Source organism: Streptomyces sp. SP18CS02, assembly GCF_036322365.1.
Taxonomy (GTDB): Bacteria; Actinomycetota; Actinomycetes; order Streptomycetales; family Streptomycetaceae; genus Streptomyces.
Genome location: NZ_JAQYXC010000281.1, coordinates 190,191 through 212,425, shown reverse-complemented (window position 1 = coordinate 212,425; position 22,235 = coordinate 190,191). Strand labels below are relative to the sequence as shown.

Genomic DNA, 22,235 nt, shown 5'->3' with positions numbered 1-22,235 from the left:
GAAGCCTCCAGCCTGGCACAAGGGGCGGACGCGGCGGTCTCCCGGGCGGGTCAGCAGCCGTCGTACCCCGCGGTCGGCATGGACAGCCTGCGGTGGACACGGGCCTTCGCGGTCGCGTCGTACGCGGGTTCGTCGAGTCCCGCGGTCTCCAGCCGCACGCCCCTGCGCTCGCACTCGGCGGTGAAGTCCCGTGCCGAGGTCAGGGCCCGGTCAAGGACCCGTTCACTGGGCGCGACGAACAGGTCGACGGCGCCGGACTCGACATCCGCCCACAGGACGCGGTGGTCGGGGCGCAGCCCGTAGAGGAGGAGCTGCCGGGTGACGACATATCCCTTGTCGGCCGCCCAGCGCTCGCACATCGCGTGCTGGCTCCGCGTGTCGACCAGGAAGGGGTCGCAGTCGAGTTCCTCGAGCGGCGTCAGGCTGGCGATCGCCGCCACGCGTACCTCGTCCATGCGCAGACCCTACTCCGATCGTGTCCGCGCGAGGAGGCGCGCAATTAGGCTCGTGGCAGCAGTCAGGGAGCGAGGAGGGGCCCGTGGAGATCACCTGGTGGGGCCATGCCACCTGTACGGTCGAGGACTCCGGAGTGCGGGTGCTCACCGATCCGCTGTTCGCGCGCCGGCTCGCGCATCTGCGCCGGCGCCGCGGTGCGCTGCCACCGCCCGCCGCGGCCCGCGCGGACGCGGTGCTGATCTCGCACCTGCACTCGGACCATCTGCACCTGCCGTCGCTGGCCGGGCTCGCGCCGGGGACCCGGCTGATCGTGCCGCGCGGCGCGCTCCGGGCGGTCCCGGGACTGCGCAGGCTGACCGGGCTGCGGATCACGGAGGTCGGGCCCGGTGACGAGGTGAAGGTGCGGCAGGTGGTGGTGCGGGCGGTGCCCGCGCTGCACGACGGGCGGCGGCTGCCGGTCGGTCCGCACCGCTCCCCCGCACTCGGCTATGTGATCACCGGGGCGGCACGGACGTACTTCGCCGGGGACACCGGCCTGTTCGACGGGATGGCCGACGCGGTGGGCGAGGTGGAGGTGGCTCTGCTGCCGGTGGGCGGCTGGGGCCCCTTCCTGGGGCACGGGCACCTGGACGCGGGCCGGGCGGCGCAGGCGCTCACCGCGCTGGCGCCGCGCGCGGCCGTACCGGTGCACTACGGCACGTACTGGCCGATCGGTCTCGACGGGGTGCGGCCGCACGAGTTCCACGCGCCGGGGGACGAGTTCGTCCGGCAGGCGGCAAGGGTCGCCCCGGACGTGGCGGTGCACCGGCTGGCGCACGGCGAGAGCGTGCGGCCGGAGGTCGGGCGGTGATCGAGGAGTGGGCGCGGCAGTTGCCGCCCGAGTCGACGCAGCAGGCGATCGCCTACCCGTCGCTGTTCCTGCTGGTGGCGCTGGGCGCGCTGGTGCCGGTGATCCCGACGGGGGCCATCGTCAGCTCGGCGGCGGTGGTGGCGTTCCACCAGACGGCGCCGTTCGCCCTGCTGGTGGTGTTCGTGACGGCGGCGTGCGCGGCGTTCGTGGGGGACGTGGCGCTGTACTGGCTGGGCCGGCGCGGGGTGCGGTCGAAGAACGGCTCACGGTGGCTGGCGGCGCTGCGCGGGCGGGCCGCGCCGGACCGGCTGGAGCAGGCGCAGGCGAAGCTGCGTGCGCACCGGGTGTCGGTCCTGGTGCTGTCCCGGCTGGTCCCGGCGGGGCGGATTCCGGTGATGCTGGCGTGCCTGCTCGCCGAGATGCCGCTGCGCCGGTTCGTGCGCGGCAACGTCCCGGCGTGCCTGGCGTGGGCGGCGACCTACGCGCTGATCGGGATACTCGGCGGTTCGCTCTTCGCCCGGCCGTGGGAGGGCGTGGCGGCGGCGGTGGCGCTGACGGTGCTGGTCAGTACGGCTCCGGCGGCGTGGCGGCGGGTGCGCCGCGGGCGGGCGGACCGTCAGCACGCGTGACGGCGGCCCCGGGTGCGGGCCCTTCCGGGGAACCGGACCGGCCCCCGTCCCCCGGGGCCGTTCCGTCAGGGCGCCGCGAGCACCCGTGAGGCGCCGACGGGCAGGTCCCACAGGCGGTCGCGGGGCAGGCCGGCCGCTTCCCAGGCGGCGTTCAGCCGGGTGAGGGGTTCCAGTACGGGTTCGGCGGAGAGGACGAACGTCGCCCAGTGCATGGGGACCATATGGCGGGCCCCCAGGTCCTGGAAGGCCCGTACGGCCTCCTCCGGGTCGGTGTGGACGTCGCGCAGCCACCAGCGGGGGGCGTAGGCGCCGATCGGCAGCAGCGCGAGGTCGATGTCCGGGAAGCGGCGGCCGATCTCCCCGAACCAGTGTCCGTAGCCGGTGTCCCCGGCGAAGTACACGCGCTGTCCGAGGCGGTCGGTGAGCATCCAGCCGCCCCACAGCGAGCGGCAGGTGTCGGTGAGGGTGCGCTTGGACCAGTGGTGGGACGGTACGAAGTCGAAGCGGACGCCGTCGAGTTCGGCCGTCTCCCACCAGTCGAGTTCGGTGACACGGGTGAAGCGGCGGCGGCGGAACCAGCGGCCCAGGCCGGCCGGGACGAACACCGGTGTGTCGGGCGGCAGCCGGCGGAGCGTGGGCGCGTCGAGGTGGTCGTAGTGGTTGTGGCTGATGACGACGGCGTCGACGGGCGGCAGGTCCTCCCAGCGGACTCCGACGGGCGTGATCCGGGCGGGGGTGCCGAGGATGCGGCGGGACCAGACGGGGTCGGTGAGGACGGTGAGGCCGCCCACCCGGACGACCCAGCTGGCGTGTCCGGCCCAGGTGAGGGCCAGGGTGTCGGCGTCGACGGCGGGCAGCGGTCCCGGCGCGAACGGCAGCCGGGGAATGTCCCGCAGACCATCGGGGCCGGGGCGCACGGCGCCTTCGCGGGCCAGCCGGGCCATGGCGCGTACGCCGGGCAGGGGTGCGGTCAGCCGGTCCGCGAAGGATCTCGGCCAGGCACGTACCTCGGGAAGGGGGCGGGGACCGCTCCCGCCGAGCCGCGACCCTGTCGACCGCCCGGAGCGCTGCGGCCGATCGGCGGGTGCCGTCTTTTCCGTCATCTGCGGGCTCCGTTCACCGTGGTTCCAGTCACCGTAGTTCCAGGAAGGCGGATGCGAAGGCGTCCAACGCCTTGCGCACGTGCGGCAGTTCCAGCGGCCGGGGCGACGCGAGGGACTCCGCGCGCTGCTGGGCGTCGGCTCCCAGCAGGGGCCCGGTCTCCAGGCGTACGCGCAGCGCGCCGAGCTCGTCGCCGAACCGGTGGCCGCCCGGCGTGGGCGCCCCCAGGCGGCCGGTCAGGTACTCCTCCAGCTCCATCGAGTCGGTGACACCGTGCCGGGCGAGTCCGGACCGCAGCGGGGCGAGGTCGGCGTACAGATGGCGTCCGGCCCGCGGTGGGCGGGCGAGCGCGCCCGCGGCCCGCACGGCCTGGTGGGCGGCCGCGGCCACCCGCGCGTGCAGGGCGGCGGCCTCGGCCATCCGGGCGGAGACCGGTGCGGGCTCGTCGAGCGCGTGGGCGGCGGCCTCGGCGACCGGGGCGGCGATGTGGGCTCCGAGAGCGGTGAGCACGTCGAGGGTGCGGGCGCGGCGGGCGGTCGCCCGGCGGGTGCGCGGGAAGCGGGCGACGGCGGTGGGCCAGGCGGACGGGGTGAGGGCGCCGGACAGGTCGCACACGACGGTGACGTCGTCCGGGCACATCTCGGCGGGGCTGACCAGTACCGTGTCGTGCGGCTCGTGCAGGGTGTCGCGCCAGGTCTCGTCACTGATGATGTGCAGTCCCTCCCCGACGGCCGCCTCGCATGCCTCCCGTACGACCTCGGGCGGGGCGACGGTCCCGGTCGGGTCGTCGACGACGGAGATCAGCATCAGCGCGGGGTGGCCGCCCTCGACACGGATCCGGCGCACGGTCTCCAGGAGGGCGAACGGGTCGGGCACGCCGCCGCATTCGGCGGGTGTCGGCACGTGATAGGCGGGCCGGCCCAGCAGCCGGGCCTGCGGGGTCCAGGCGGCCGGGCAGGGCCGGGGCATCAGGACGTCGCCGCCGTGGGCCGCGATCAGCGCGGAGAGCAGCGGCTCGGGGCCGGGGGCGGCCACCACGTCCTCCGGGTGGCAGCGCAGGCCGCGTCGCGACCAGTAGCCGCACGCCGCTTCCCGCAGGACGGGCCCGCCGCCGGGCGGTTGCGGCTCGGTGCGGGTGGCGGCCGACGCGAGGACGGCGGCCAGCTCGGACAGGACCGGCAGACCGGGATCGGGTGCGGGCGGCGCGTAGCGCACCGGCCCGCGTCCTTCGGGAGCCGTCTCCCGCATGCGCTCACCTCCGCCGACACTGCCGGACGCGTGCCCGTCCGCGAACCCCTTCATGCCGCCCCCTCACGCTCTTTATACGGAGGTTCCGCCCCGCTCGCCGCTCCGGATGCGCCGGTGCGGACGTCGGCGCGGGTGCCGGCCGCGGGTACAGGCGTCCCGGTACGGACCCGGCGCGCGTCCGTCGTGCGTCCGGTACGGGCCCGGCGCGCGTCCGTCGTGTGTCCGGTGCGCGCCCGGTGTGCGCGCCCGGCGTCACGGGAGCGCGGCGAGCCGGGACAGTTCCCCCTCCAGGCCGCGGCCCCTGGTGCGGACGACCCCCGCCGCGACGTCCGCGAGCTTGCGGTTGGTCAGCTGCGAGAGCCGCCGCAGCACCCCGTACGCCTCGTCGGCGTCGCAGCCCAGGACGTACATCACGATGCCGCCCGCCTGGTCGATGACGGGCCGTGAGCGCAGCGCCGTCGCCAGCTGGCCGGCCTCGGTGAGGGCGGCGCGGTAGCGGCGGTCGCGCACCAGGCCCGTGGTGATCTCCTCGCCCAGGGCCGCGGCCGGGCCGTGCGCGGCGTCCTGGAGGGAGCCGGGGCGGAAGCCGTAGAGATTGAGGGTGAGGTCGATGCCCGCGCGGCGGAAGGGCAGCGTCACGCTCGCCCGGACGCCGGAACCGAGTGCCATGGCGCGGTAGCGGGGCCACCGGTCGTCCGTCAGCAGGTCCTCGGCGTCGACGGGGCGGCCGCTGTCCAGGGCCGTCCGGATGGGTCCGTCACCGGAGTGGAGCTGGAGGGAGACGAGGGCCGCCAGGTCCGGATGGGTGGCGCTGGTGCGGGCCTCCTGCCGGCCGTCGTCGAGCGTCGCGACGGCCCCGCAACAGGCCGGGAGGGAGCGTACGCAGACCTCCGTGAGCTGCTGCAACCTGCGTACGGTGGAGGCCGGTTCCGGCCCTTCGAACTCCCGCTGGGGCAGCATCGCACACTCCTCTCCCCCCTGGCGGCTGCCCGGCGCGGACAGCGCGAAACGGCGTACCCGGCGGCCCGGCCCCGCGGTTACGGTGCAGTCATGACGCAGACGGACGACTTCGGCGAGGACCTCGCGGATTTTGTACGACGGGTGGGCGAGCTGCGCACCGCCCGCGCGCTGCCGGCCGTCGAGCAGCAGGGCGTTCTGGACGCGGCTCTGTTCGAACTCCAGCATGCGGCAGAAACCCTGTGGCCGCGCTACGAGAGCCTGGCGGCGCGCGCCCCGGACGGGACGTCGGCCGACCGGCAGGAACGCCAGTTGCTGAAGACGGTGTTCCAGCGGCTGCCACTGCCCGTCGCGCTGATCGACCGCGACACCGTGGTGCGCAGGATGAACTTCGCGGCGACGGGGCTCACGGGCGTCCGTGCCGGCTACGCCACCGGACGGCCGCTGACCGGGCTGCTGCTCTCGGGCGACCGTGCGCCGCTGCGCACGCAGGTCGCGGCGACGGCGCGCGGGGAAGGCGGCCGCAGCCTCAGTGTGCGGCTCCAGCAGCGGCCGGACGAGCCGGTGCGGGCGACCCTGACCGCGCTGCCGCTCCCCGGCGAACGGCAGCCCCATGTGCTGGTGGTCCTGCAGCCGGGCGTCCCGGGGACCGCGGTGCCGGCGGGGGGCGGCGGAGCGGGCCGGCGGCCGACGCCTCCCGACCTCGCCGAGACCACCCGCCGCACCGAGGCGCTGGACCTGGTCGACGCCATGGCCGGCGTCCTGCTGGACTGTCCGCCGGGCGACCCGGACGCGGCGTTGCGGGCCGCCGCCGACGTCCTGCACGGCCGGTTCGCGGACTGGGTGATCGCCGATACGGCCGGGGCCCGGCCGCTGCGGCGGGCGGTGGTCCTGGGCCCGGGCGGTACGGGCCACGGGCCGCTCGTGGCGGCGCTGGAGCGGCAGGACCCGTCGGGCTGCCCCCTGGTCGTGGAGGTGGCGCGCGGCGGGTCCGCCGCGCTCCAGGTACGGCCCGAGGACACCCTCGCGTTCGGCGAGGACGCCGCGGGCGCGTCGGTACTGGTGCGGGCCCAGGTCAGCTCGTTGCTCTGTCTGCCGCTCTTCTGCGAGGGCAGCGGTGTGCTCGGGGTGCTCAGCCTGTTCCGCACCGGGGCGCGGCGGGCCTTCTCGATGGCCGAGGCGCAGGCCGCCGACGTGGTGTCCCGGCACCTGGCGCTGGCTATGCGGCGACGTCCCGCATGATGTCCTCGCGCATCTGGGTGCAGCAGCGGCTGATCAGGCGGGACACGTGCATCTGCGAGATGCCGAGGTCCTCGGCTATCGAGCTCTGCGTCATGTCGCGGAAGAACCGCATGTAGAGGATCCTCTGCTCCCGCTCGGGCAGCTTGCGCAGCCGTGGCTTGACCGACTCGCGGTCGACGACGACGTCGAGCGCCGGGTCGGGTCCGCCGAGGGCGTCGACCAGGGTGTAGCCGTCCTCGGTGCCGGGCAGCTCCGCGTCGAGGGAGAGGGCGGTGAAGCTGTCCAGGGCCTCCAGCCCGGCCATCGCCTCCTCCTCCGTCATGCCCGCCTTCTCGGCGATCTCGGCGACGGTGGGAGCGCGGCCTCCGACCGTGTGCGAGAGCTCCTGGTAGGCGAGCCGGACGCGGCCGCGCAGATCCTGGACGCGGCGCGGGACGTGCAGGGTCCACATGTGGTCGCGGAAGTGTCGCTTGATCTCGCCGGTGATGGTCGGTACGGCGAAGCTCTCGAACGCGGCGCCCCGTGCGGGGTCGTAGCGGTCCACGGCCTTCACCAGACCGAGCGCGGCGACCTGCTTGAGGTCCTCCAGCGCCTCTCCCCGGTTGCGGAAGCGGCCCGCGAGGCGGTCCGCCATGGGCAGCCAGGCTCGGACGATGTCCTGCCGCAGGGCCTCCCGGACCTCGCCGTCGGGGAGGCGGGACAGGCGCAGGAACGCCTCGGTGGTGTCGGGGGCGTCGTCGTGCGGGTGCTTCGTGTGAGTGAGGGTTCGCATGTGGTTCAGCTCCCTGGACGGTGCTGACGATGGGACTGTCACCCCGAGGAGAGCGCTGCTCCGGGCACGGGCACGCCCGGAGCCGATCACCGCTCCCACGGACGTGCCTCCGGTCCGAAGCACGAGATGCGCATGCCCGGGGGCGGATCCGGCAAACGCCTCATTCCATGCTGGCCCCGTCGCGGCCGCTCGGCTCCCCGAACGGGTGCGGGCGCCGCACGAGCGGGGCGGGGCACGGGTGCCCGGGAGCGGGGCAGGGGCGCGCGGAGGCCCGGTGGAACGGGGCCGGGGCGGTGGCCCGCGCGGTGCGGCGTGCAAGCGCCGGTACCGGGCGGGCGTACGGCCTTCCGGGTGAACGGACCGCTGTGACCGGCGGGGGGCCGGCGGGGGGCGGTGGGCGTGGACGGACCGGTGTGACCGGCCGGGGGGCCGGCGGGGGGCGGTGGGCGTGGACGGACCGGTGTCTCCGGCCGGGGGGTCGGCGACGGCCGGCGGGCGTGCGGGGCCTGCGGCGCCGTGGGGGCGCCGCGGCGGGTGCCGGCGCCCGGCAGGTGGCGTCAGCCGACGGCGTCAGCCGACCGGTACACGCTCGGCCGACGCCCTCGGGGCCGCGGAGGACATCGCGATGACCGGCGGGAGCAGGGCGTCCGGGGACATCCCGCCGACGGGGGCCGTCGGAGCGGTCGGAGCGGTCGGAGCGAGGGTGCCCCCGGGTCGGGCGGCGGGCGCCGTCGACGGGCGGCCGGCGCGGGGGAAGGCGCCAGGGGCCCGTCGTCGGGATCCCCTTCGGGCAGGAGCAGTTCCTCGTAGCGGCCCATCGCCAGGACGACGCCGAGCATCGCGGGCGGCAGCAGCAGCGGAACCAGTACGGGAAGCACGTTCATCGAGCCGGTCCTTCCATCGGGGAGCCGGTCCTTGCGTCGGAGGCCAGGGGCTCCCCGTGACGGGGCCCGCACCGGGCCGGGGGTCTCGTTCCGCACGCGGGATCCGGCCGGGTACCGCCTTCGGGCCCGACCGCCGTCCGGGCCCGAAGGCGGTGTCTCCCGCACCCCCTTGGCCGCTCGGCCGAAGTTGCGGGTCCCCCCGGGGCCGGTCCGCAAACCCGTGGACGGCCGACCGGTTTACGGGCGTGCCGTCGGGTACCCGCCCGGCGACCGACGCACTCAAGATCATGGAGAGTGGCATGCAGCGAGGCAGCGACCGGCTCAGCCGCCGTCAGGACGACGAGATGAAGCACCAGCTCCAGGGGCTGCTCCGGTCCGGTCACCCCACCCGGAGCGAGGAGTGGCACGACCCCGAGCCCATGGCCGACGACGACCCGGAGCTGGCGGCGGGACCGGTGCCGGGCGACCGGTTCGAGACCCTGCGGCTGGAGCTGGGCCGCCATCTGGCCCGTACGCCCTTCCCCGCCCACCGCGGGGAACTGGTGCGCATGCTGCGCGAGCGGCACGCGCCCGACCCCCTGACCGAGCTGGTGGAGCGTCTTCCCGGGGACACCACGTACCGCAGCGTGCAGGACGTGGCGCTCGCCCTGGCCCCGGCGTGACGGCGGGGTGAACGCCGCCGCACCGGCGGCCCCCGGCATGAAGGGCCGGGCCGGGGGTACCCCGTGCGGCGTCAACCGAAGCGGAAGGCACCGAAGGCACGGAGGGCGGAGAGCGATGGCACAGCTCGTTCGGGAAGTCATGACGGCGGGCGTCGCGGTGGTACGTCCGGACGCGTCGCTCGTCGAGGCGGCCCAGCTGATGCGGGCCCAGAACACCGGCGACGTGCTGGTGGCCGACGGGGACCGGCTCGTCGGAGTGGTCACCGACCGGGACATCGCGCTGCGCGCGGTGGCCGACGGGGCGGACCCCCTCACCGTCAACGCCCAGTCCGTGTGCACGCCCGACCCCGTGTGCGTGGCGCCGGACGACGAGGTGTCCGACGCCCTCCGCCTGATGCGGCAGTACGCCGTACGGCGGCTTCCGGTGGTGCAGGACGGCCGTCCGCTCGGCATGGTCGGCATCGGGGACCTCGCGGTGTCCCACGACCCGGATGCCGCCGGTTCTGCCCTCGCCGACATCGGCCGGGCCGCCCCCGACACCCTCTGAGGCCCCGCACCATCGGCGCCCGCGCGGGAACACACCCGGGCGCCGGAAGCACGACAGGAAAGGAAACACCGTGCGGATCGCGTTTCTCGTGGCGCCGGAAGGCGTCGAACAGGTGGAACTCACCCAGCCGTGGCAGGCGGTGACCGACAGCGGCGACACCCCGCAGCTCGTCTCGACCGAGCCGGGAAAGATCCAGGCGTTCAACCACCTGGACAAGGCCGACACCTTCCCCGTGGACGAGACCCTGGCCGAGGCGTCGGTGGAGGCCTACGACGCCCTGGTGCTGCCGGGCGGGGTGGCGAACCCCGACTTCCTCCGGATGGACGAGCGGGCCGTCTCGTTCGTGCGCGGCTTCTTCGACGCGGGCAAGCCGGTCGCGGCGATCTGCCACGCCCCGTGGACGCTCGTCGAAGCCGACGTGCTGCGCGGCAGGACCCTGACCTCGTGGCCGAGCCTGCGGACGGACATCCGCAACGCGGGCGGCCAGTGGGTCGACGAGCAGGTGAAGGTCTGCACGGGCGGACCCAACACCCTGATCACCAGCCGGAAACCCGATGACCTCAAGGCCTTCTGCGTGGCGTTCACCGAGGAGTTCGCCAAGGCCTGAACCGCGCGGCCCGCGACCGCCGCCCCGGCTTCCCACGGCACTGCCTCGGGACACTGGACACGGGGCACTCGGGACACCGGGTACGGCGTGCGCGGGCCACGCCCGGGACCGCTCCTCGTCCAGCGCGGCGGACGAGGAGCTCCGGCGTGTCCGGGTCCGTTCGCACGGGCCGGGGCGCGTCCGGGTGCGTTCCGGGCCGGGGCGGGTCCGTTCGCAGGCGCGCGGCCGCCCCGGCCGCCCTGGCGTGCCGGGGCGCCGGGCCCGGGACTGTGCCCGGGAGGCGTGGGTGTACCCGGGGAAGGCCGGGGCGGCGGTCTCAGACCTTCCGCCCCACCATGGCCAGCAGCTCCGTCTGGGCGTCGGCGCCCGGGGGCGGCTTCAGCGGACGGTCGAACAGCCCGCTCTTGTACAGGCTGTCGGCGTACGGGGTCACCTCCTCCAGGGCGAAGTCGACGAGCTCACGCGGGAGCCTCTCGTCGGCGCCGATACCGCGCGCCAGGTCCCACGCGTGCACCACCGCGTCCGAAATCATCTGCGAGCAGTAGGCGGTGGCGGGCCTCCGGCCGTAGGAGAGGTTCACCGTCCGCTCCATCGCGCCCGGCTCGCCGAACGCCTCGAGCGCACCGGCGGCGGCCCGGTCCCAGGCGGCGACCGGGTCGTCGCCGAGCACGTCGCCCTCGAAGGCGTCGCCGACCTGGGCGATGGTCCGGCCCTCGCGTACCAGCGGAACCACCCACAGCTGCTCGCCGGTCAGGTGGGCGACGAGATCGCGTACGGACCACTCGGTGCAGGGAGTCGGGGCGTCCCACTGGTCCGGACGGACCTCGTGGACCAGTTCGGTGAACACTCCGAGGGCCTCGTTGTACCGGGCCAGGAGCCGTTTCGAGGCAGAAGCCATTGGTACCTCACCTCCGCAATCCACTGTCCCTTCCCGTCGCTCGTGGCGCGAGGGGACACCCGGCGGGCCCATGGCACTCCTGCCGGTGTGCCGCTCCATGTGCGCGCCGGCGCCCCGGCGGCGGTCGGCCGACGCTTGGCGCCGGCGGGACGGGGTACGCGCCAGACATGTCTGATGTGTACGCCGAGCAATCGGTACAGACCCTGCGTGACCGGGTCGCCGCGATCCTCGGCGACTGGGACCGCGAGGTGTTCCACGAGGTCGCGACCCGGCACTGGCCCGGCGGCGACCCGCTGCTGCCGCGACTGAGCCGCAGCGCCAACCACGGGCTGCTCTGGTTCGGTACGGCGGCGGGCATCGCCGTGTTCGGACGCGGCCCGCGATCACGCCGGGCCGCCGTACGCGGGGTGGCCTCCCTGGCCCTCGCCTCGGCGGCCATCAACACCATCGGCAAGCGCTCGGTACGCCGCGCCCGGCCCGTGCTGGACGCGGTGCCCCTGGTACGGCAGATGAAGAAGCAGCCGTTCACCACGTCGTTCCCGTCCGGGCACTCCGCGTCGGCGGCGGCCTTCGCGACCGGGGTCCTGCTGGAGTCCCGGGGATGGGGTGCGGTGGTGGTGCCGCTCGCCACCGCCGTGGCCCTCTCCCGCGTCTACACGGGCGTCCACTATCCCAGCGACGTACTGGTCGGTGCGGCGCTCGGAGTGGGCGCCGCGTTCGCCGTACGCGGACTGGTGCCGACCCGTTGGCAGCTTCCCTCGCCCGGCCGCCCGCACGCGGACGCCCCCGTGCTGCCGGGCGGCGAGGGCCTGGTCGTGGTCGCCAACCGGGCCTCCGGGTCCTCGGACGCGGCCGCCCTGGTCAGGACCGCCCTGCCCTACGCCGAGGTGCTCGAATGCGAGCCCGCGCAGGTGGAGAGCGAGCTGGAGAAGGCGGCCGGGCGGTGCACCGCGCTGGGCGTCCTCGGCGGCGACGGAACCGTCAACCGTGCGGCGACCATCGCCGCCTCCCACCGGCTGCCGCTCGCGGTCTTCCCCGGGGGCACCCTCAACCACTTCGCCTACGACCTGGGCGTCGAGGCGGTCGACGACACCTGCCGGGCCGTGACCTCGGGCGACGCCGTACGCGTCGACCTGGGCCGGTTCACCCCGGGCCCGGACGGCGCGGCCGAGGGCTACTTCCTCAACACCTTCAGTCTGGGGGTGTACCCGGAGCTGGTGCGGCTGCGGGAGCGCTGGTCGCCGCGGATCGGCGGCTGGCCCGCCGGCGTGCTGGCCGCGTGGCGGGTGCTGCGCGGCCAGCACCCGCTGGAGGCGGAGCTGCACGGGGAGCGCCACGCCCTGTGGCTGCTGTTCGCCGGCAACTGCATCTACCAGCGGATGGGCCCGACGCCCGGCCACCGCGCCGACCTCGCGGACGGCCTGCTGGACGTGCGGGTCGTGCAGGGCGGCCGGCTTCCCGGGCTGCGGCTGCTCGCGGCGGCGCTCGCCGGACCGCTGAGCCGCTCCCCCGTGCACGCGGCGGAGAAGATGCGCCGGCTGCGGATCTCCGGCCTGGCGCCCGGGACGTCCCTCGCCTACGACGGCGAGGTGGGCCGGGCCCCCTCGGAGCTGGTCGTCGACAAGGCCGACGAGGCGCTCATCGTCTACCGGCCCGTTCGTTAGGTCCGCTCCGTCCCCATCGATCTCGTCGGCTCCGTCCCCGCCGATCCGCCGATCCGCCGGGCCGGGGGCCGGGAGCCGTTGCGAAGGGTCCGGCGCTGTCGGACGGACGGCCGCCCCTGGTGCGGTACCGATCCACCGGTACCGCACCAGGGGCGGCCGTCCGCGTGCGTCGACGTCCGTTCGCCGGACCGTTCATGTTCAGAGCAGCGGCCCGAGCGGCCCGAGGTCGATGTTGAGGTCCTCCGGGGCGAGCCCGAAACGCGTCCGGAGGATCTCCATGCGGTCCTCCAGCAGCATCAGGGTCAGCCCGATCCGCTCCTCCTGCTCCTCGGTGAGGTCCTCGCCCTCCACCCGGCGCAGCGCCTGCCGTTCCATGAGCTGACGCAGCAGCTCGATGACGGTGAGCACCAGCCGGGCGAGGTCGCGTTCGACGCTGTCGGGGTCGAGCTCGACCCGCCGCTTCGGTTCGCTCACGCGCGCACCTCCCAGGGGGAGGGGACCTTCTCACCGACCGAGCTGATCAGCGCCCTGAGGTCGACGCGGACGAGATCGACGTCGGCGATGCTCAGCGTCAGGTCGCCGGTGAGGACCACACCGCCGGCCAGCAGCCGGTCCAGCAGGTCGACCAGCGCGACCTGCCGCCGCGCGAGGGGCTCCGGCACGGCGCTCACCGGCCGTCCTCCCCGGTGTCCTCCTCGGCGATCCCGGCGAAGGAGTAGGGCGCCCACGGCCCGGTCAGCTCCACCCGGATGCCGGGTTCGGAGGTCCGGCCGACCCGTTCGACGAAGGCCTCGCTGCGGGCACGGTCGACCAGGTAGGCCGCGTTGAGGACGTTGACGCCCTCGGCCTTGGACAGCCGGGCGTCCTGCGGGCGATGGACGGCGCCCGCCTCTGCGTACCGGGAGAGCTCCTCGTGCAGGCTCCGGGACAGGGCGTCCGCGCGCTCCAGATCGCCCTCGCGGTTGCGACGGGCGTGCAGGCGGCGGCGCAGGTAGTCGCGTCCCCCGCCGGTCCGCCCGGCGCCGGGTCCTTCGGCCGGCGCCGTCCCCGGCGCGGGTTCGCGCTCCGGGGCGGTCCCGCCCGTGTCCTTGCCGGGGTCCGCGTACACCTTCACGCCCCATTCGACCCGGCCGTCCAGCCGGTCCAGGGTCCGTACGAAGCGGTCGTGCCCCTGCTCCAGCAGCAGCCTCACCCCGCTGTCGTCCCGGCAGACCGTGGCGAGGCGCAGCGGGACCGGGCAGGCGACGGTGGACAGCGCCGCGATCACCGCGTCATGGGCGCGGGCGGTCGCGGCCAGCCAGTCGAGGTCCTCCAGGTGCGCGCGCAGTGGCGCCTCGTCGAAGTCCTCCGCCGGTACGGCGCCCACCACGGCGGTCAGATCCCCGTGGTGCAGCAGCCGGGGCGGCTCGTCGCCGATACCCCGGACGCCGTCGGGCAGGACGCCCTCGAAGGGGCGGGTCACGGCGTACACATAGCGCAGTCTTTCCGTCATGCGTCCCGTCCCTTCCGTAGTTCTGTGCTCCGCCACGCGGTCCGCACCCTCGGTTCCGTGCTCCGTCACGCGGTCCGCTCCTTCAGCTTTACGATCCGTCTCGCGGCCCGCACCTTCGGCTCCACGATCCGTCATGCCGTCCGCACCTTCGGTTCCACGTTCCGTCATGCCGTCCGCTCCTCCAGCTCCGCGATCCGGCGCTGCAACTCGGCGTTCTCGGCCGCGAGTTCCCGGTGCCGGGCGCCGGAGGAGAGCGAGGGGTCGCTCTCCCACCAGTCGATGCCCATCTCCTTCGCCCGGTCGACCGAGGCGACGACGAGGCGGAGCTTGATGGTCAGGAGCTCGATGTCCAGCAGGTTGATCCGGATGTCGCCGGCGATGACGACGCCCTTGTCGAGGACACGTTCGAGGATGTCGGCGAGGTTGGCGCTACTGCCCTCGGACGCGTAGGGGCTGGGAAGCTGGCCGGGAACGGTCATGGTCGTCGTGCTCCTTCTTCCAGGCGGGCCAGCAGCTCGTCCTCCCGGCGGTCGAATTCCTCGTCGTCGATCTCGCCCGCCTCAAGCCGTTCCTCGAGGCGGGCGAGTTCGCGTTGCACGGCGGCGGGGTCGTAGTACTGCCGCTCCGCCTCCGTCACCACCTGGCGCAGCACCCATGCGGTGCCGCGCAGCGGGGCCGCCGGCAGCAGCAGCAGTTCTCCCAGCAGGCCCATCGGGTCACTCCACGAAGCTGTAGGGCGGCAACGGCCCGTTCACCTGCAACACCAGGTGGGGATGGGCCGTCTGCAGGGCCTGGAGCGCGCTCACGAAGGCGTCGGCGCGCTCCCGTTCGACCAGGAACGAGATGTTCGCCAGCCAGCCGCTGCCCTCCGGGGCGGGCCGGACGCCTTCCGCCTTGTCCTCCAGCGTCTGCTGGATCAGCACCGCGTCGCGCGCCTCGCGCTGCTTGACGGCGGCCACGACGCGTTCGCCGAGGGCGAGCTTCTGGTCGTACGTGCCCCCGCCCGCCGCGCGGTTGGCCTCGCTGAGGGCCCGCAGCTCCGGGTCGTCGGCGAGGACCTGGTGGAGGACGGCTTCCTCGTCGTGGCTGCCCTTCACGTTGTACTCGACCTTGTTGTCGAGCGCGTCGAGCCGTTCCAGGTAGTGCGCCTCACGTTCCCCGAGGGCGGCGGTGACCGCCTCGTCGTCGGGTGAGATGCCGCCGAAGCGCATGGGCAGGACCGCACCCGCCGCGCCCGCCTCGGAGAGCACGTTCTGGTGCGCGAGCAGGTCACGCCGCTTGGGCTTGAGGTTCTCCGGTGCGTCGCTGACGAGCGCGGCGAGCCGGCCGGAGGTCAGGACGCGTACGGCCTTGGGCGGGTCGCCGACGCCTCCCATCTTCTCCGGGAGGTTCGGGTGCGAGCTGCGTGCGATGCCGTAGACGTACGTGCTCACTCCTGCTCCTCCTTACGGCGGGACGAGGTGGAGCGCCCGCGTGACTTGGATTCGGTGGTGGATTCCTCGCGCCCCTGTCCGAGGGCGTCGGAGAGGGTCTGGGCGGCTCCGCTGAGGACGCCCTTGGACTTGCCGCGCGCGCCGGACTCGGTGAGTTCGCCGACCAGGTCCGGGAGGCCGGGGTCCTTGCGGGGGCCCGACTCCAGGTCGAGGCGGTTGCACGCCTCGGCGAAGCGGAGATAGGTGTCGACGCTGGCGACGACGACGCGCACGTCGATCTTCAGGATCTCGATACCGACCAGGGAGACCCGGACGAACGCGTCGATCACGAGCCCTCGGTCCAGGACGAGTTCCAGGACGTCGTACAGGCCGCTGGTGCCGCCCGAGCCGCCTCCGCCTTGCTGTGCCGGGACAACTGTCATGTGGGTGATGCCTCCTCGGGTCTAGGAGCCCTGGGAACGGTCGGCGCGGCCGCGCTCGTAGCGGCGGACGCGCCGGTAGCCGGTGAGCTCGCCGCGTGGGTCGAGCTGGACCTCGTACGAGGCGAGCAGGCTCATCGTGTCGGGGACACGGGCCAGTTCGAGGACCTCGATGTTCAGGATCCAGCCGTCCTCGGTCTGTTCGAAGGACGACACCGACTCGGCCTCCCTCCCGGTGAGCTCGGTGAGCTGTGCCTGTGCGGCGCGCAACACCTGGATGGCTCCCGGGAGTTCTTCCGATTGTTCCTTGGACTGTGACGAATTCTTACGGTCGTTGGTGTTCTCTGATGTATTAGCCATGGCACCTCGCTCCTCGGGTTGCCGTGACGCTGCTCCGCAAACCCTTGGCCTGGACTCAACGCGATGCGTCGAGCCTTCGACGGGCCGGGCCGAGGGCGCGGGGGCGGGGCGCACCGCCGCCCCAGGGGTCCGTGCGGGCCTGATCCAGGGCGGTGTCGACGGTCCAGCGGGCGGCATGCGTGGCGGGGTCGTCCAGCTGTTCCCAGCGGATCGGAGTGGCGACGGGTGCGCCGGGCCTGGCGCGTACGGAGTAGGGCGCGACGGCGGTCTGCGCGTAGCCGTTGCGCTGGACGTCGAGGTAGAGACGGTCACCGCGCGCCTGTTTGCGGGCGGCGGTGGTGAGTTCGTCCGGGTGAGCGGCGGCGAGGGTGTCGGCGACGTCCCGGGCGAAGGCGCGGACGGCGTCGACATCGCTGCGGCCGTTCAGGGCGACGATGACGTAACAGCACGAAGACCCGCGCCGTACGGGCGGGCCGCCGCCGTCGGGCGCGGGTACCCGGGGAATCCCACGTGCAGGCGCGGGTCATCGTGCTGGGCGGCGGACGGAAGATCGGGTCCGTGACCGTTTCCCGAACCCCGCCGGCTTCCCGGTATCCTGCCGACTTCCGGAAACCCGCCGACGGGTGCCCCCCCCCACGGGTGCCCGCCACGGGTTCCGGCCGGGTGCCGGCCGGGTGCCGGTGAAGTGCGGGCCGCGCTGTGCGCGCACCCGCTCCGCGCGGTGGCCGGATGTCATCGGGGGGTCGGACCTGGGCGACAGGGGGCTACGCCCTGGCCCGGGAGGACCGGAGGAGGTCGGAGTCATCCGCAGCGAACTGATCCGTACGCAACGGCTCGATCTGGTGCCGTTGCGGGCCGGGCACGCCGACGAGATGGCCGTGGTGCTGGGCGACCCGGCCCTGCACACCTTCATCGGCGGTGCCCCCGCCGACGTGGTGGGCCTCCGGGCCCGTTACGAGCGGATGCTCGCCGGGCCCGGCCCCGAGCAGCCGGGGGTCGCCTGGTGCAACTGGGTCGTACGGCTGCGCGCCGAGGACCGGCTCACCGGGACGTTGCAGGCGACCGTCACCGAGGGCGGCGGCGCCGAGATCGCCTGGGTGACCGGCACACCGTGGCAGGGCCGCGGAATCGCCTCCGAGGGAGCACGGGCGCTGGTGGAGCATCTGCGGGCGCGGGGGGTCGGGCCCGTGATCGCGCATGTGCATCCGGAGCACGGCGCGTCCGCCGCCGTGGCCCGCGCCGTTGGGCTGTCCCCCACCGGCGTACTGCACGACGGCGAGGTCCGCTGGCAGCTGGGCGCGGGCCCCGGCACGGACTGAGCCGGGGCCCGCCGGGGCCGCGCTCGCGCGGCGCGCCGCCGACGGCCCCCGGTAGTTCCCGCCCCTTCCCGTCCGGTTCCCCGTCCTTCCGTCCGCACCTCCACCGTGGCCACCGCGCGCCACCCCCCGTCCGGCCGGCCGAGGGGACGCCCCGGGCTCCGGGCCGTCAGGGCACGGCGATCCGTTCCACCAGCAGTTTCACCGCGGCGGCGATCGACTCGGCGTCGATGCCCGACGCGCGCAGCTGCTCCTCGGGAGTGGCCGACGCGGGCATGTTCCGCACCGCGAGGCGTGCCATGCGCGGCGCGGGGCGGCCGTCCGCGAAGGCGTCTGCGACGGCGTCCCCGAGGCCGCCCTCGGGGTGGTGGTCCTCGACGGTGAGCAGGCAGCCGGTCGCGCCCGCCGCTTCGTCGAGCGTCTCGGTGTCCACGGGTTTGATCGAGTACAGGTCGATGACCCGTACCGGAATGCCGTACTCGCCCAGCAGGTCGGCGGCCTTCAGCGCCTCGTGGACGGTGATGCCGGCGGCGACGACGGTGGCCCTGTCCTCGTCACCGTGCTCGCGCAGGACCTTGCTGCCGCCGATGGGGAACGCCTCGTCGGGGCCGTAGATCACGGGCGTGTCGCCGCGCGTGGTGCGCAGATAGCGGACGCCGTCCAGATCGGCCATGCTCGCCACCAGCCGGGCGGTCTGGTTCGCGTCGCAGGGGTACAGCACGGTGCTGTCGTGGACCGAGCGGAACATCGCGAGGTCCTCCAGGCCCATCTGGGAAGGACCGTCCTGGCCGATCGAGACACCGGCGTGCGAGCCGACCACATTGATCCCGGCGCGGCCGGCGGCGGCCATCCGCACGAAGTCGTACGCGCGGGTGAGGAAGGCCGCGAACGACGACGCGTAGGGCACGTAGCCGCGGGTGTTGAGCCCGACGGCCGCGGCGACGAGCTGCTGCTCGGCGATGTAGCACTCGAAGTAACGGTCGGGGTGCGCCTTGGCGAAGAACTCGGTGCGCGTCGAGTCGCTCACCTCGGCGTCCAGCGCGACCACGTCCCCGCGGGCCGAGCCCAGTGCCTCCAGGGCGTGGCCGTAGGCGGTACGGGTGGCCACCGCGTCGCCGATCTCGAAGCGCGGGAGCTCCGGCTCCCCGTTCCGTACCGCGTGCAGCACCTTTCCCTCGGGCGGCCTCTGCACGTCGACGTGGACGCGGGAGCGGACCCCGCCCAGTTCCGCGATGGCGGCCTCGGCGTCCTTGAGGGGCTTTCCGTGGAAGCCCTCACGGTCCTCGACGGCGGCCACCCCGCGTCCCTTCCGGGTCGCGGCGAGGATGGCGGTGGGCTGGCGCAGTGTCGAACGGGCCTCCGCGAAGGCCCGGTCGACGGCTTCGACGTCGTGGCCGTCGACCTCGATCGTGTGCCAGCCGAAGGCACCGAGCCGCCGCGCGTAGGCGTTCAGATCGTGCTCGTGGCGGGTGGGCCCCCGCTGGCCGAGCCGGTTGACGTCGACGATGAGGGTCAGATTGTCCAGGTGGTTGTACGCGGCGTGTTCGGCGGCCTCCCAGACCGAGCCCTCCGCCATCTCGCTGTCGCCCGACAGGACGTAGACGCGGTAGGGCAGCTGGTCGAGGCGTTTGCCCGCGAGGGCCATCCCGACGCCGACGGGCAGGCCCTGGCCCAGGGATCCTGTGGCCACGTCCACCCAGGGGAGCCGTGGGGTGGGGTGCCCCTCCAGCCGGCTGCCCAGGGTGCGGAAGGTGAGCAGCTCCTCGTCGTCGATGGCGCCGGCCGCGTGGTACATGGCGTACAGCAGGGGTGAGGCATGGCCCTTGGAGAGGACGAACCGGTCGTTGCCGGGGTGCTCGGGGTGCGCGAAGTCGAAGCGCAGGTGGTGGGTGAGCAGGACGGCGGCGAGGTCGGCCGCGGACATCGACGAGGTGGGGTGCCCCGAGCCGGCGGCGTCGGCCGCGCGGATCGCGTCGACCCTCAACTGCTGGGCGAGAGAAGCCATTTCTTCGTACTGCATGTCACTCCTTGCCGGGTCCGGCCGAGGTCCGGGCCAGTTCGGGCGAGTCCGTGTCCAGCGGCACCTGCCAGGGGCTGAGCAGTCCCAGCTGCACGGCCTGTCGCGGCAGGACCGCGTCGAGGGCCCAGTCTGCGGCCACACGGATCCGGTTGCCGGGCATCGCGGCGAGGTGGTAGCCGCGGGTGACGGCGCCCGCGACCGGGCCGGAGAGCGGCACACCCAGCGGGTTGGCCGCGGCCTTGACGCCGCCGAGGTCGACGGCGAATCCCATGTCGGCGTGCTTGTACGGGACGGGCTCCCCCAGGCCGAGGGAGGCGGCCACGTTGTGCGCCGCGACCTTGCCCTGGCGGGACGCGTGCTGCGCCGTCATGGCGGTGAATTCGCCCGGCCGGGTGAGATCGGGTACGGCCGCGGCGTCACCGCACGCGAAGACCTCGGGGTGTCCGGGGACGCCCAGCTGCGGGGACACGACCAGCCGGCCGCGCTCGACGGGCAGTCCCAGCGCCGAGACCAGCGGGTCGGGGCGTACGCCGACGCACCAGATCAGGGACCGGGTCGCGACGAACTCCCCGTCGTCCAGCAGGACGCCTTCGGAGGTCGACTCCTTGACGGAGGTCCCGGTGCGGACCTCGACCCCGCGTTCCCGCAGCACCCGGTCGGCCGTGGACGAGAGCCGCGGGTCGAGGCCGGGCAGGACGCGTTCGGCGACGTCGAGGAGCAGCCAGCGGGGCTTGGCTCCGGCGGGCCAGGCGGGCTGGTTGCGGACGAGCTGGTCGGTGAACATCTTGCCGTGCGCGGCGAGCTCGGTGCCGGTGTAGCCCGCGCCGACCACCACGAAGGTGCAGCGGGAGGTGCAGGTCCCCGGGTCGCCCCCGCCCGCGGCCAGCTCGATCTGGCGGGTGATGTGGTCACGCAGGTAGAGCGCCTCCGGCATGCCCCGGAAGCCGGTCGCGTGCTCGGCGACCCCGGGGATCGGGAGCAGTTTGCTGACGCTCCCGACGGCCAGGACGAGCCGGTCGTAGGTCAGCTCGCCCGCGGTGCCCTCGGGGTCGGTGTAGTGGACCGTACGGGCGGCGAGGTCGACGTGACCCGCTTCGCCCAGCACGAGCCGGACGTGGCGCAGGGTGCCGGAGAGGGAGACCGTCACCCTGCGGGGCTCCAGCACCCCGGCGGCGACCTGCGGGAGCAGCGGCAGGTAGAGGAAGTAGTCCGTGGGGTTGAGAAGCACGATCTCGGCCCGGCCGCGCAGCCTGCGGGAGAGGCCGCGGGCGGTCTGGTACCCCGCGAATCCGGCGCCGACGATCACGATCCTCGGCCGGGTGCGGGGGCTCCCCGGCGAGGCGCCCACGGCGGACGGGTCGCCCGAAGGGCCGTTCGAACTGACGGGCAGGGTCACGGGGCCTCCATCGTCATGTCTGATTGCGGCAGAATGTCCTGGCAGACGGACCTCTCCGGTGCCCCTGAGCACGGGGGTCAAACGCGGCGGGCCGGGGCCCGGACCCGGCGGCGCAGGGCGGCGGCCGCCGCGGACACGGCCACCGTCGCGGCGGCCAGGGCGGCGGGGTGGCGCAGCAGGACGGTGTCCCAGTAGCGGTCGCGGGCCTCGTCGTCGAAGCGGCCGTGGGCGCCGAAGTCCCGGCCGAACGCACCGTCGACGGGCGTCCAGAGGTTGTTGAGGCCGGGTTCGTCACCGGCCGCGTCCGGCGTCCCGGCACCCTGTTGCTGCGCCGCGTAGCCGGTACGGGCCAGATGGCGGTCGAGCAGGCCGGGCACCAACGCGTTGGCCAACAGCGCGGCGGCCGTCCCGGCGCCCACCCGGTACTCGCGCCGGCCGGGGTGGTCCACCGCGTACAGGACGGCGCGCGCGGCCACCTCGGGCTGGTAGACCGGCGCCGGGGGCCTGGCGCGGCCGGGCATCCGGGACAGCGCCCAGTCGAACTGCGGGGTGTTGACGGCGGGCAGCTGGACCATCGTCGTGCGCACCCTCGTACCGGAGTGCAGCAGCTCGCAGCGCAGTGCTTCGTTCCAGCCCTGGATGGCGTGCTCGGCACCGCTGTACGCGGACTGCAGCGGGAGGCCCCGGTAGGCGAGGGCGGAGCCGATCTGGACAACGGTCCCCTGGTCACGGGGCACCATGCGCGACAGCGCCGCTCTGGTTCCGTTGACGTACCCGAGGTAGGAGACGTCGGTGACCCGCCGGAACTCCTCCGGGCCGATCTCGGTGAACGGCGCGAACACCCCGGCGACGGCGTTGTTGATCCACACGTCGATCGGTCCCAGTTCCCTCTCGACGCGCTCGGCGGCCTCGTCGACCGCCAGGGCGTCGGCGATGTCCACCCGTACGACGAGAGCCTCGCCGCCCGCGGCCAGCACATCGCCGGCCGCCGCCGCGAGGCCCTTGTCACCGCGGGCGAGCAGGGCGACTCGGTCGCCGCGTGCCGCGAGGGCCCTGGCGGTCGCCCGGCCCACACCGCCCCCGGCGCCGGTGATCACGACGGTACGGGGCACCTGGTCACCCCCGGTGGTGCGGGGACCCGGCCGGCGGACCACCCGGAGGTGTGCCGAGGTCCGGATCGGCGGCGGGCAGGGGCGGGGTGCCCGGCGGCGGGACCGGGCCGCCGCCGGGGACGGCTGTCGGCCCCGGGGAGGTGCGGGCGCGAGCGGCGGGGCGCGGGGCG

At 74.4% G+C, this 22,235-nt stretch carries 25 protein-coding genes and 1 pseudogene; 8 read left to right on the top strand and 18 right to left on the bottom strand.

What is annotated here, in order from left to right; all coding sequences use genetic code 11:
- Nucleotides 1–50 precede the first annotated feature (50 nt).
- The gene (locus PUR26_RS16050; protein ID WP_329873049.1) at nt 51–455 is read right to left on the bottom strand and encodes a hypothetical protein; all 405 of its coding nucleotides are present in this window, start codon (nt 453–455) and stop codon (nt 51–53) included.
- An 83-nt stretch (nt 456–538) separates the two neighbouring features.
- Here PUR26_RS16050 and PUR26_RS16045 point away from each other — a divergent pair, with 83 nt between their 5' ends.
- Complete coding sequence (locus PUR26_RS16045) at nt 539–1,306, top strand: MBL fold metallo-hydrolase (protein ID WP_329873048.1); 768 nt, start codon at nt 539–541, stop codon at nt 1,304–1,306.
- A complete protein-coding gene (locus PUR26_RS16040; RefSeq protein WP_329873047.1) occupies nt 1,303–1,935 on the top strand; it encodes a DedA family protein in 633 nt (210 codons plus the stop codon). The genes PUR26_RS16045 and PUR26_RS16040 overlap by 4 nt, the downstream gene beginning before the upstream one ends.
- Before the next feature lie 65 nt (nt 1,936–2,000).
- On the opposite strand, the gene PUR26_RS16035 is transcribed toward PUR26_RS16040, so the two are convergent.
- From PUR26_RS16035 to PUR26_RS16025, 3 genes are all read right to left on the bottom strand, one after another.
- The gene (locus tag PUR26_RS16035) at nt 2,001–3,038 is read right to left on the bottom strand and encodes an MBL fold metallo-hydrolase (RefSeq protein ID WP_329873046.1); all 1,038 of its coding nucleotides are present in this window, start codon (nt 3,036–3,038) and stop codon (nt 2,001–2,003) included.
- A 28-nt stretch (nt 3,039–3,066) separates the two neighbouring features.
- On the bottom strand, nt 3,067–4,284 hold the full coding sequence (locus tag PUR26_RS16030; protein WP_329873222.1) for an aminotransferase class I/II-fold pyridoxal phosphate-dependent enzyme: 1,218 nt from the start codon (nt 4,282–4,284) through the stop codon (nt 3,067–3,069).
- Between the two features lie 252 nt (nt 4,285–4,536).
- Nucleotides 4,537–5,244, bottom strand: a complete 708-nt coding sequence (locus PUR26_RS16025) for an ANTAR domain-containing response regulator (protein WP_329873045.1) — start codon at nt 5,242–5,244, stop codon at nt 4,537–4,539.
- A 90-nt stretch (nt 5,245–5,334) separates the two neighbouring features.
- On the opposite strand from PUR26_RS16025, the gene PUR26_RS16020 reads away from it, so the two are divergent.
- Nucleotides 5,335–6,483, top strand: coding sequence for a PAS domain-containing protein (locus PUR26_RS16020; RefSeq protein WP_329873044.1), 1,149 nt, complete (start codon nt 5,335–5,337; stop codon nt 6,481–6,483).
- Here the strand turns inward: PUR26_RS16020 and PUR26_RS16015 are convergent.
- The gene (locus tag PUR26_RS16015) at nt 6,461–7,255 is read right to left on the bottom strand and encodes an RNA polymerase sigma factor SigF (RefSeq protein ID WP_329873043.1); all 795 of its coding nucleotides are present in this window, start codon (nt 7,253–7,255) and stop codon (nt 6,461–6,463) included. The two genes, PUR26_RS16020 and PUR26_RS16015, sit on opposite strands and share 23 nt — an antisense overlap.
- A gap of 1,183 nt (nt 7,256–8,438) precedes the next feature.
- On the opposite strand from PUR26_RS16015, the gene PUR26_RS16010 reads away from it, so the two are divergent.
- From PUR26_RS16010 to PUR26_RS16000, 3 genes are all read left to right on the top strand, one after another.
- Complete coding sequence (locus PUR26_RS16010) at nt 8,439–8,801, top strand: DUF2795 domain-containing protein (RefSeq protein ID WP_329873042.1); 363 nt, start codon at nt 8,439–8,441, stop codon at nt 8,799–8,801.
- 115 nt (nt 8,802–8,916) lie between these two features.
- Nucleotides 8,917–9,348 carry a CBS domain-containing protein gene (locus PUR26_RS16005; RefSeq protein WP_329873041.1) on the top strand — a complete coding sequence of 144 codons (432 nt, stop codon included), beginning with the start codon at nt 8,917–8,919 and terminating at the stop codon, nt 9,346–9,348.
- A gap of 70 nt (nt 9,349–9,418) precedes the next feature.
- Entirely contained in the window at nt 9,419–9,955 is a 537-nt protein-coding gene (locus PUR26_RS16000; protein WP_329873040.1) for a type 1 glutamine amidotransferase domain-containing protein, read from the top strand.
- A 316-nt stretch (nt 9,956–10,271) separates the two neighbouring features.
- Here the strand turns inward: PUR26_RS16000 and PUR26_RS15995 are convergent, their stop codons facing one another.
- A complete protein-coding gene (locus PUR26_RS15995; protein WP_329873039.1) occupies nt 10,272–10,853 on the bottom strand; it encodes a TIGR03086 family metal-binding protein in 582 nt (193 codons plus the stop codon).
- 167 nt (nt 10,854–11,020) lie between these two features.
- On the opposite strand from PUR26_RS15995, the gene PUR26_RS15990 reads away from it, so the two are divergent.
- On the top strand, nt 11,021–12,517 hold the full coding sequence (locus PUR26_RS15990) for a bifunctional phosphatase PAP2/diacylglycerol kinase family protein (RefSeq protein WP_329873038.1): 1,497 nt from the start codon (nt 11,021–11,023) through the stop codon (nt 12,515–12,517).
- Nucleotides 12,518–12,715: 198 nt separating this feature from the next.
- On the opposite strand, the gene PUR26_RS15985 is transcribed toward PUR26_RS15990, so the two are convergent.
- The 9 genes and pseudogenes from PUR26_RS15985 to ligD all read right to left on the bottom strand — a co-directional run.
- On the bottom strand, nt 12,716–12,991 hold the full coding sequence (locus PUR26_RS15985; protein ID WP_329873037.1) for a gas vesicle protein K: 276 nt from the start codon (nt 12,989–12,991) through the stop codon (nt 12,716–12,718).
- Entirely contained in the window at nt 12,988–13,188 is a 201-nt protein-coding gene (locus PUR26_RS15980) for a gas vesicle protein (RefSeq protein ID WP_329873036.1), read from the bottom strand. The genes PUR26_RS15985 and PUR26_RS15980 overlap by 4 nt, the downstream gene beginning before the upstream one ends.
- Entirely contained in the window at nt 13,185–14,009 is an 825-nt protein-coding gene (locus PUR26_RS15975) for a GvpL/GvpF family gas vesicle protein (protein ID WP_329873035.1), read from the bottom strand. The genes PUR26_RS15980 and PUR26_RS15975 overlap by 4 nt, the downstream gene beginning before the upstream one ends.
- Before the next feature lie 164 nt (nt 14,010–14,173).
- A complete protein-coding gene (locus PUR26_RS15970; RefSeq protein WP_329873034.1) occupies nt 14,174–14,488 on the bottom strand; it encodes a gas vesicle protein in 315 nt (104 codons plus the stop codon).
- Nucleotides 14,485–14,721 (bottom strand): gas vesicle protein GvpG, encoded by a 237-nt coding sequence (locus tag PUR26_RS15965; protein WP_329873033.1) that lies wholly within the window; start codon nt 14,719–14,721, stop codon nt 14,485–14,487. The genes PUR26_RS15970 and PUR26_RS15965 overlap by 4 nt, the downstream gene beginning before the upstream one ends.
- A 4-nt stretch (nt 14,722–14,725) precedes the next feature.
- Entirely contained in the window at nt 14,726–15,442 is a 717-nt protein-coding gene (locus tag PUR26_RS15960; protein WP_329873032.1) for a GvpL/GvpF family gas vesicle protein, read from the bottom strand.
- Nucleotides 15,439–15,864, bottom strand: a complete 426-nt coding sequence (locus PUR26_RS15955) for a gas vesicle structural protein GvpA (RefSeq protein WP_329873031.1) — start codon at nt 15,862–15,864, stop codon at nt 15,439–15,441. The genes PUR26_RS15960 and PUR26_RS15955 overlap by 4 nt, the downstream gene beginning before the upstream one ends.
- Before the next feature lie 21 nt (nt 15,865–15,885).
- Nucleotides 15,886–16,221, bottom strand: a complete 336-nt coding sequence (locus PUR26_RS15950; RefSeq protein ID WP_329873030.1) for a gas vesicle protein GvpO — start codon at nt 16,219–16,221, stop codon at nt 15,886–15,888.
- 55 nt (nt 16,222–16,276) lie between these two features.
- A pseudogene (ligD, locus tag PUR26_RS15945) lies at nt 16,277–16,678 on the bottom strand (non-homologous end-joining DNA ligase LigD); the annotation flags it as partial.
- Nucleotides 16,679–17,063: 385 nt separating this feature from the next.
- On the opposite strand from ligD, the gene PUR26_RS15940 reads away from it, so the two are divergent.
- Nucleotides 17,064–17,540 carry a GNAT family N-acetyltransferase gene (locus PUR26_RS15940; RefSeq protein ID WP_329873029.1) on the top strand — a complete coding sequence of 159 codons (477 nt, stop codon included), beginning with the start codon at nt 17,064–17,066 and terminating at the stop codon, nt 17,538–17,540.
- 166 nt (nt 17,541–17,706) lie between these two features.
- Here PUR26_RS15940 and PUR26_RS15935 read toward each other — a convergent pair whose 3' ends face one another.
- The 3 genes from PUR26_RS15935 to PUR26_RS15925 form a co-directional block, all read right to left on the bottom strand.
- The gene (locus PUR26_RS15935; protein ID WP_329873028.1) at nt 17,707–19,557 is read right to left on the bottom strand and encodes a transketolase; all 1,851 of its coding nucleotides are present in this window, start codon (nt 19,555–19,557) and stop codon (nt 17,707–17,709) included.
- A 1-nt stretch (nt 19,558) separates the two neighbouring features.
- On the bottom strand, nt 19,559–20,863 hold the full coding sequence (locus PUR26_RS15930; protein ID WP_329873220.1) for an NAD(P)/FAD-dependent oxidoreductase: 1,305 nt from the start codon (nt 20,861–20,863) through the stop codon (nt 19,559–19,561).
- Between the two features lie 167 nt (nt 20,864–21,030).
- Nucleotides 21,031–22,065, bottom strand: coding sequence for an SDR family oxidoreductase (locus PUR26_RS15925; RefSeq protein WP_329873027.1), 1,035 nt, complete (start codon nt 22,063–22,065; stop codon nt 21,031–21,033).
- Between the last annotated feature and the right edge of the window lie 170 nt (nt 22,066–22,235).

Coding starts and splice junctions, on each gene's coding strand:
- PUR26_RS15955 (WP_329873031.1), bottom strand. CDS start 15,864: ATGACAGTTGTCCCGGCACAGCAAGGCGGAGGCGGCTCGGGCGGCACC.
- PUR26_RS16010 (WP_329873042.1), top strand. CDS start 8,439: ATGCAGCGAGGCAGCGACCGGCTCAGCCGCCGTCAGGACGACGAGATG.
- PUR26_RS15975 (WP_329873035.1), bottom strand. CDS start 14,009: ATGACGGAAAGACTGCGCTATGTGTACGCCGTGACCCGCCCCTTCGAG.
- PUR26_RS15950 (WP_329873030.1), bottom strand. CDS start 16,221: ATGGCTAATACATCAGAGAACACCAACGACCGTAAGAATTCGTCACAG.
- PUR26_RS15990 (WP_329873038.1), top strand. CDS start 11,021: ATGTCTGATGTGTACGCCGAGCAATCGGTACAGACCCTGCGTGACCGG.
- PUR26_RS15965 (WP_329873033.1), bottom strand. CDS start 14,721: ATGGGCCTGCTGGGAGAACTGCTGCTGCTGCCGGCGGCCCCGCTGCGC.
- PUR26_RS16020 (WP_329873044.1), top strand. CDS start 5,335: ATGACGCAGACGGACGACTTCGGCGAGGACCTCGCGGATTTTGTACGA.
- PUR26_RS16050 (WP_329873049.1), bottom strand. CDS start 455: ATGGACGAGGTACGCGTGGCGGCGATCGCCAGCCTGACGCCGCTCGAG.
- PUR26_RS16005 (WP_329873041.1), top strand. CDS start 8,917: ATGGCACAGCTCGTTCGGGAAGTCATGACGGCGGGCGTCGCGGTGGTA.
- PUR26_RS16025 (WP_329873045.1), bottom strand. CDS start 5,244: ATGCTGCCCCAGCGGGAGTTCGAAGGGCCGGAACCGGCCTCCACCGTA.
- PUR26_RS15970 (WP_329873034.1), bottom strand. CDS start 14,488: ATGACCGTTCCCGGCCAGCTTCCCAGCCCCTACGCGTCCGAGGGCAGT.
- PUR26_RS16030 (WP_329873222.1), bottom strand. CDS start 4,284: ATGCGGGAGACGGCTCCCGAAGGACGCGGGCCGGTGCGCTACGCGCCG.
- PUR26_RS16015 (WP_329873043.1), bottom strand. CDS start 7,255: ATGCGAACCCTCACTCACACGAAGCACCCGCACGACGACGCCCCCGAC.
- PUR26_RS15935 (WP_329873028.1), bottom strand. CDS start 19,557: ATGCAGTACGAAGAAATGGCTTCTCTCGCCCAGCAGTTGAGGGTCGAC.
- PUR26_RS15995 (WP_329873039.1), bottom strand. CDS start 10,853: ATGGCTTCTGCCTCGAAACGGCTCCTGGCCCGGTACAACGAGGCCCTC.
- PUR26_RS16035 (WP_329873046.1), bottom strand. CDS start 3,038: ATGACGGAAAAGACGGCACCCGCCGATCGGCCGCAGCGCTCCGGGCGG.